General features: G+C 40.2%; 4 protein-coding genes, 1 rRNA gene and 2 pseudogenes. 2 read left to right on the top strand and 5 right to left on the bottom strand.

Features of this window, described 5'->3' with window-relative positions:
* Together JKG61_RS23425 and JKG61_RS23385 are read left to right on the top strand one after the other, a co-directional pair.
* Positions 1-109, top strand: a pseudogene (locus tag JKG61_RS23425) (IS982 family transposase); the annotation flags it as partial.
* A gap of 22 nt (positions 110-131) precedes the next feature.
* Positions 132-278 (top strand): annotated as a pseudogene (locus tag JKG61_RS23385) (AraC family transcriptional regulator); the annotation flags it as partial.
* Between the two features lie 89 nt (positions 279-367).
* On the opposite strand, the gene JKG61_RS22605 reads toward JKG61_RS23385, so the two are convergent.
* The 5 genes from JKG61_RS22605 to rrf all read right to left on the bottom strand — a co-directional run.
* Positions 368-1,783 carry a Gfo/Idh/MocA family protein gene (locus JKG61_RS22605; RefSeq protein ID WP_202105281.1) on the bottom strand — a complete coding sequence of 472 codons (1,416 nt, stop codon included), beginning with the start codon at positions 1,781-1,783 and terminating at the stop codon, positions 368-370.
* A 258-nt stretch (positions 1,784-2,041) separates the two neighbouring features.
* A complete protein-coding gene (locus JKG61_RS22600) occupies positions 2,042-3,322 on the bottom strand; it encodes a TolC family protein (protein ID WP_237249590.1) in 1,281 nt (426 codons plus the stop codon).
* A gap of 25 nt (positions 3,323-3,347) precedes the next feature.
* On the bottom strand, positions 3,348-6,425 hold the full coding sequence (locus tag JKG61_RS22595; protein ID WP_202105279.1) for an efflux RND transporter permease subunit: 3,078 nt from the start codon (positions 6,423-6,425) through the stop codon (positions 3,348-3,350).
* 8 nt (positions 6,426-6,433) lie between these two features.
* Positions 6,434-7,498 (bottom strand): efflux RND transporter periplasmic adaptor subunit, encoded by a 1,065-nt coding sequence (locus JKG61_RS22590; RefSeq protein ID WP_202105278.1) that lies wholly within the window; start codon positions 7,496-7,498, stop codon positions 6,434-6,436.
* Between the two features lie 362 nt (positions 7,499-7,860).
* Positions 7,861-7,941: ribosomal RNA gene (rrf, locus tag JKG61_RS23420) — 5S ribosomal RNA — on the bottom strand; the annotation flags it as partial.

Raw genomic sequence — 7,941 nt, 5'->3', positions numbered from 1 at the left:
AAATTTTGTATCCAACCTGGTTGCTGGGTTGATTGCATATGCATTCTTCCCTAAAAAACCTGCTATAAAATATCAGACTGTAAAAAACAACCAATTGTCCGCTTTTTAACAATCGAACTCAGGTTAAAAAGCTTCTGTTACAGAACTATAATGTGAATGAATTAGCCGTACTGCTGGGCTACCATAGCGTTTCCCATTTCATAAAGGTTTTTAAAAGTTATTACGGCTGTACCCCAAAAGAGGCTTCAAGCAAGTTCCAGAGTATAACACAAAAATAGTATATCATCCTCTCTCCCCTTCGGCACAAAAAAGGGAAGATATCCTCAGAAATCTTCCCATCAAATAAGTTCAGGTATGAAATATCCTATTAATCTATTTTTAACTGTTTACTTTGATCTTTAGATACCTTTGGACGAATCCCCGTACTCCCACCTCCATTCAACGTAATATCATGAGGTTTATTCGTTTTCCAGTTTCCTTTAGTAAAGTCAGGGATAGCAACCGTTCTACTGTTTTTAGCGACAGATTCACAGCTCAACGGCACAACTACTGACCAAGAAGCCCCTTCATAGACAGGCTGGTCTATTGGTAAGCCATTTCTCAAACAGTCGATCAGACGCCAATCCATCATAAAGTCCATACCACCATGTCCCCCTACTTGTTTTGCCTGCTCTCCGATAAATTTGATTAATTGTGGTGTATATTTTTCATACAAGCCTTTCAACTCCTCTTCCTTCACAAAAGAGTGTCCAAAGGCAATACCTTCTTTCGGATACTTCTGCGCAAAACCTTTGGTACCGCTCAGCAAATGAAGACGTGAATAAGGTCTAGGAGAAGTAACATCATGCTGCAACATCATGGTTTTACCTTTCTCTGTCTTAATCAGAGTAGTATCCATATTTCCGCGGTACTTCTTACCTACAAACTCTTGGTAAAATGAATCTTTAGCCGCCATCTCCCGAGCTGTTTCTCCCATCATAAAATCAGCAGTCTGCATAGCTACAAGGTGGGTCATGCGATCCCCGCTGTTAATATTCAAACATTGTGCAATAGGGCCGAGACCGTGAGTTGGGTAAAGATTACCATTCATTTTGATATTCTCACGCAAACGCCACATATTATCATAACCTTTTTTGCTATTAAAGTTCAAATCCAATAAATCATGGATATAAGCACCTTCTGCATGTACCAGCTCACCAAACATACCTTGACGTGTCATATTTAAAGTCAGCATTTCGAAAAAGTCATAACAACAATTCTCCAACATCATACAGTGCTTTTTAGTTGCTTCTGATACTTTCACAACTTCCCAGCACTCCTTTACCGTTAGACCAATCGGAACCTCGCATGCTACGTGGGCTCCAGCCTTCATTGCTGCAATACTCATAGGTGCGTGAAATGCCCAAGGAGTACAGATATAAACAAGATCTAACTCTTCTTCTCTCAACAACTTCTCCCATCCATTATCTCCAGAATAAGATTTCGCCTCTTTCAAACCTTTACCGGTCAAAATCTTCTGTGCCTTATCTACTCGATCTGCATGTCTATCACATAATGCGACAATCTCTGTCCCTTCAATATAAGATAAACGATCGACCGCTCCAGGGCCTCTCATTCCCAAACCGATCACGGCTATCCGTACTTTGTCAATCTTGGGAGCGGCATATCCCCACATATTAAAAGATGATGCTGCTAATGCTTCATTATTCAATGCAGGTAAGGTAATAGCTGCAGCAGAGAGGAACGATGCTTTCTTTAAAAAATCTCTTCTATTTGAACTCATATTTATCTTAGGATTATTATTTCATCAAACATCAAAGGGGACCCAAAGCCCCCTTTAAAAAATCACCTATTTTAAAACAAACTAAACAGTCTATTGTCGAATAACCAATTTATTATTAAAGGGTTATTGGTTATAGATAATGACATTTACTTCATATATCTATCACAATAATAATCTATAAATACCATAATAAGAAATGAAAAAACAACGCAAACGATTGACCTAAATTGCGAAAACGTTTGCCTAACACAATCGTTACTATAAGAAATCTATTGTACCCACGAGTTCCTTTAACAGAGACTCAGACAACTTCGCTTGGGTCTTAGCCGTATTGAATCGGGATACAGCACTGATAAAGTTTTGCTGTGCATCCCTAAACTCAACGGCGCTAATTGTTCCGATACGGTATTTGTCCAACGTAATATTTAAGTTTTGCTTCGCAATACGCTCGTTTCCCTCCTCAATATGCACCAAAGCTAAACTCGTCTGATAGCTCTGAAAAGCCTGTGTCAAGGCCGTTTCTACCACATTACGTCGCTGCTCTATTGCTAAGTCGGCGTTATCTATCTTTAACTTTGCAACTCGTTCATTACGTCTTTGGTTAAAACCATCGAAAATATTAACAGAAGCGGTGACACCGTAATTAAGTCCTCTAGCATTAGATTTGGCAACAAAACCTAAACTCGACTCTGATTCTGAAAAATTATACCCCCCATTCAACCGAACCGTAGGATAGCGATTCGCTTTTACGGTTTTCAATTCCAGCTCGGCGAGCCGCTTATTGATCCCTACCCGCAACAAATCAGGATTATGTACAGCTGCTTTGCTCAACAAATCTGTCAATACCATTGATTGATCAATTTTCACATCTCTGACGACATCAAATTCAGTCAATAATGGTCGGGCCATCAAACCATTCAAAGCTATTTTGAGATTATTTACAAGATCCAATTGCCGCAAGCGTGCAGATTCATCTTCATTTAAATTGACTTGTACATTCAAGACCTCCAAGCGAGAAGCTTTACCTATAGAAAAGCGATTTTCAGCGGTACGCAATCTTTCTTTTGAAATCAGTATACTAGAATCTAAGGCTACCAGCAAATTCTGTTGTTCGACGATACTATAATATGTCCGAATTACATCAGATACCATTGTGACAAGTGTGCGCTTGGCCTCAACACTGCTTAATCTTTCTAGCTCTTTTAACGATTCATACCTAGAAAACATACCTAAACCATCAAAAATGGTCCATCCCAGACTGACACCGTAAGACATATTATTATTCTTAGCGTTATCTAATTCTCGGATATTACCATCATTTTGGGTCTGTTTAGAATTCTGTATACTATTGTTTTGTGTAAAGTTTCCTGATACCAACGGCAACATTCCCGCGTTTCCGTAGGTCACATTCTCTCCTGCCACTTGTAGGTCATTCTCGGACAATTTGATATCATAGTTATTTGCCAAAGTCATTTCAACAGCATCTTGGACAGTCAACAAATCCTGTGCTACACCTAGACTGTATGATGTCCAAGTCATAAAAAATAATGCTAAATACTTCATACTAGCCATCTATCTGATCAAATTCTGGACGATGTTTACGCTTACGGGAAAACATCAAATAAAAACCTGGAATTACATATAAAGTCAACAACAAAGAAAAGAGCGTCCCTCCCACAATCACAACTCCCATACCAATACGACTAGTAGACGCAGCCCCGAAAGAAAGAGCAATCGGCAAGGCGCCTAAGGCAATCGCAAAAGAAGTCATTAAAATAGGTCTTAGACGGGCCTCAGCGGCAAGAACCACTGCTTCAAATTTTTCATGTCCTTCCTCTCGAAGCTGGTTAGCAAACTCAACAATTAGAATCCCGTTCTTCGTCACTAGTCCAATGAGCATAATGGTACCGATCTGACTAAAGATATTCCATGATTGATCGAAAAGCCATAACGAAAACAATGCTCCTCCTACCGCCATAGGAACTGTCAACAATATAATAATAGGATCTACAAAACTCTCGAACTGTGCTGCCAAAATCAAAAATATTAGAAGCACAGCAAGACCAAAAGCAAACATTGTATTGGATCCACTTTCTACAAAATCACGTGCTTCACCGCCCAAATCAGTCGTAAAGCTATCATCCAACACCCTTTCTTTGATAGCATCCATAGCCTCAATTCCTTGTCCCATACTTTGCCCCGGCGCTAGAGATGCCGATACTGTAGCAGACATATACCGATTATTATGATAGAGCTGAGGAGGACTACTATGCTCCTGTACTTCTATTATATTATCGAGCTGAATCAGTTTTCCTTCTTTATTTTTTACAAAAATAGACGTTAGATCCGTCGGTGTAGCGCGATCCTTTCGGTCAAACTGTCCCATCACCTGATACTGCTTACCGTTCATCATAAAGTAACCGAATCGTTGACCGGACAAGGACATTTGTAAAGTTTGAGCAACGTCTAATACCGATACTCCCAATGCCTGCGCTTTCTCTCTATCGATATGTACATATAACTCAGGTTTGTTAAATTTCAAATTGACATCTACCATAGAGAATGTCTTGTCCTTTGACAATTCTTCCATAAACTCAGGAATCTTCTCCTCCAATTTTTGAAAATTCGGAGCTTGGATAATGTATTGAATCGGAGATCCTCCTCTTCTATTCACTGCAATTGTAGGTTGTTGCGACACGGCAACCCGAGCCTCTGAATATTGTCTTGTCAACCTTGAAAGCTGATTGACAATCTCCTCTTGTGTTCGTTCGCGTTCTCCTGGCTGTACAAGCCCCAAACGCACAAAACCACTATTGGCCGAAGAAGAACCAAAGCCAGGTGACGTTATTACTAAACTAACTTGTTTTTCAGGAACAGAGTCATTAATCAACATGGTCAACTCCGTCATAAACCGATCCATATAATCGTAAGATACCCCCTCTGGTGCTGTGGCCCGTAACGAGATATAACTACGGTCATCGTAGGGTGCAGTCTCCTTAGGTAAAAGCTGATAGAAAAAATAGATAAGAACAAAACAAGCACCAATAATAGCAACACTTAACCACTTTCTATTTAAGAAACTACGCAAAGAACCTTCGTATTCTTTATTCATAGCTACAAAGTATCGCTCGGTTCTATCGTAGAATTTTGAACGCTTCTGCTCACCACCTTTCATGAGGTAGGCATTCAACATCGGGGTCAGCGATAAAGATACAAATGCAGATATCAGCACGGCCGATCCAATAACAATACCGAACTCTCGAAACAATCTTCCCACGAATCCTTCCAAAAATATAACCGGAAGAAAAACGGCCGCTAAGGTTACTGAGATGGAGATAACGGCAAAAAATATTTCGTTAGAACCTTTAATAGCAGCCTCAATTGGAGACATCCCCTCTTCTACCTTCTTAAAGATATTCTCTGTTACCACAATTCCATCATCCACTACAAGTCCCGTGGCCAGAACAATGGCCAATAATGTCAACACATTAATTGAAAACCCACAGAGATACATGATGAAAAACGTAGCTATCAATGACACGGGAATATCAATCAAGGGCCTAAATGCTATGCTCCAATTCCGGAAAAAGATGTATATAATTATCACGACTAAAACGATAGAGATCAACAAAGTCTCTACCACTTCTAACACCGCACGCTTGACAAACTGAGTATTATCAATCGCCACGTTGATTTCAAAACCCTCAGGTAAATCCACTTTCAAACGGTCATACTCCTCGTAAAACTCTTTTGCAATGTCCAGATAGTTAGTTCCCGGTTGTGGGATTACTGCTAGACTTACCATAGGATACCCCGAGTCCGACATTTTGGTTTCAAAGTTCTCCGCTTCTAGTGTGGCCTGCCCCACATCACTTAGCCTAATAATACGGCTTCCTTCTGCACGTATCACGATATTATTAAATCCCTCTTCAGTAGAAAGATTACCGATAGTCTTTACAGCTAGTTCGGTATTCGCTCCAGTAAGCTTGCCGGATGGTAGCTCTACATTCTGACTATTTAAAGCTGTGCGCACATCCAACACTGTCAATCCGTAAGAAGCCAATTTGATGGGATCAATCCATAGACGCATAGCAAACTTCTTCTGCCCCCAAATCTGCACAGAACTTACTCCTGGGATAGTTTGTAACCGCTGTGCGATTACATTCTCTGCATAATCAGACAATTCGAGTACATTCTTTGTGGCACTCTGCACTGTCATTGTGATTATAGGCTCGGAGTCAGCATCGGCTTTAGAAACCACCGGAGCTGCATCGATATCCTGAGGGAGGCTCCGCAGAGCTTGAGATACCTTATCGCGAACATCATTTGCCGCTTCTTCAAGATTTTTATCCAGGTTAAATTCTATAGTGATATTACTTGTCCCTTGGTTGCTAGAAGAAGAAATATTACGTATGCCATCGATGGAGTTTATTGACTTCTCTAGAGGCTCCGTGATCTGAGACTCTATAATTTCCGCGTTTGCACCTGCATAGCTAGTTCTAACGGATATCTGAGCCGGGTCAATAGAAGGAAATTCCCGAACACCTAAAAAGGTATAACCAATGATGCCAAACAAAATCAGCAACAGGTTCATCACAATTGCTAATACAGGTCTTTTGATACTTAAGGTTGATAAACTCATATTCTCTCCTATCTCAATGTCACTTTCACTGGACTACCATCTCTTAATGACATAACGCCGGACGTCAATACCGTATCTCCATCCGCTATTCCTCTACTAATCAAGACAACAGAATCTGTCCTTCCCCCCGTTTCAACTAAAATCTCCTTTGCCTTACCATTCTTCTTAAGAAACAGCTTCTTTCCGTTCTGAATAGGAATCAAGGCTTCCGTAGGCACCAGCAAGCCATCGTTAATGGTTTCTAACGGAAAAGTCACATTGGCAAAAGAACCTGGAATCAATCTATTATTACCATTTTCGGCTATTGCACGGACCCGTAACGTACGTGTACTTTCTTCAATCAAGGGTTCCAATGCATAAATCCTGGCATAGAATACTTCCTCTGAACCTTGTACTGTAAATCTGACCTGTTCACCTATCCTTACTTTAGCGGCATACTTTTCTGGTATAGAAAACTGTAACTTTATCCGCGACAAATTAACCAACTGAGCTATTGCCGTTGTAGGTGTAATATAACTTCCTTTTGATATACTTCGGAGCCCAATCGTTCCAGCAAACGGAGCTTTGATTACAGTTTTATTAAGTTGAGCCTGAATAAGCTGTATTTGTGACTTAGCTGTACGATAATCAGCACTTGCAATTTCGTACTCTTCCTGACTTATGGCTTCCTTTTCTAAGAGCAATCGCGCTCTACGTTCATTTTCTTCCGCAAGATTACTTCTCGTTTGCGCTTGTTCCAACTGCGCTCTAAGTTCTGAATCATTAATTTTAACCAATACCTGGCCTCCACCTACACTTCCCCCCTCTTCAAAATTCAAACTTTCCACAATTCCTGAAATTTCAGCCCTTAAATCGACTATCTCATTAGCCTCTATACCTCCAGTCAACGAGAGAAAATCCGAGAAGGGCTTTCCTCTCACCACCATTCCATATACTTTCGCCTCCGTACGACCGGCACCGTCACTTTTATGATTACTATTTTGTTTTTCCTTATTTTTTAATAACCGATAACTGACCAAGCCAGCGACTATAACAAATAAAATCAATAGAAATACTCCAACTTTTCGATTCATAATTTATTTCAGAATATACATCTTATTCACACTCCTGTTACAATATAAGCTATATTGCCCTATAAAACATGTAAAATTCTTATTATAATAGCAATAAGATTAACCGTTTACCAACCTTATACTTCTAATAACAAGCATCTTAAATCATAAAACAAAGATATTTAAGAATACATATTAGAAAAATTATATAACAGAAAAGCCCCTCCAGTTTCCTGAAGGGGCTTCGTATTAAATAATCCGCCAGCTGGCGGATACTCTCCCAACAGCCAACTGGCAAACGATACTATCGGCTATGGCGGATCTCAAAAGTAAGAAACACAACAGAAAAGCCCCTCCAGTTTCCTGAAGGGGCTTCGTATTAAAAAAGGCACCGACCTACTCTCCCACCTGTTACGGCAATACCATCGGCTCTGGCGGGCTTGACTTCTCTGTTCGGAATGGGA

The sequence above is a fragment of the Sphingobacterium faecale genome (assembly GCF_016746095.1).
Lineage (GTDB): Bacteria > Bacteroidota > Bacteroidia > Sphingobacteriales > Sphingobacteriaceae > Sphingobacterium > Sphingobacterium faecale.
The sequence above is the reverse complement of the archived record's forward strand: the minus strand, read 5'-3'. Positions and strand labels throughout refer to the sequence as shown.